Genomic DNA, 242 nt, shown 5'->3' with positions numbered 1-242 from the left:
GGGATGTGGCGTTGTCGTTGGCGGTGACGCGGACGACGGGGTTCGCGCACCGGCTTGCGGTGGTCGGCCGGGACCGTGGTGAGTTGGTGGAGGGGTTGGCTGCTGCTGTGTCGGGGCGGGAGTCGGCCGGGGTCGTGGCCGGGGTTGCTGGTTCTGTGGTGCGGCCGGTGTTTGTGTTTGCGGGGCAGGGTGCGCAGTGGGTGGGGATGGGGGTGCGGTTGTGGGAGGAGGAGCCGGTGTTT

At 70.2% G+C, this 242-nt stretch carries 1 protein-coding gene; it reads left to right on the top strand.

The genetic code is table 11. The features are described from left to right. Window positions 1–23: 23 nt before the first annotated feature. Window positions 24–242 (top strand): hypothetical protein (locus WA788_RS35860; RefSeq protein ID WP_335984744.1); only part of this gene is annotated, 219 nt, incomplete at its 3' end.

Source organism: Streptomyces sp. CA2R106 (genome assembly GCF_037034245.1).
Taxonomy (GTDB): domain Bacteria; phylum Actinomycetota; class Actinomycetes; order Streptomycetales; family Streptomycetaceae; genus Actinacidiphila.
Note: the sequence above shows the minus strand (reverse complement) of the source record. Positions and strands in the feature narration are given on the sequence as shown.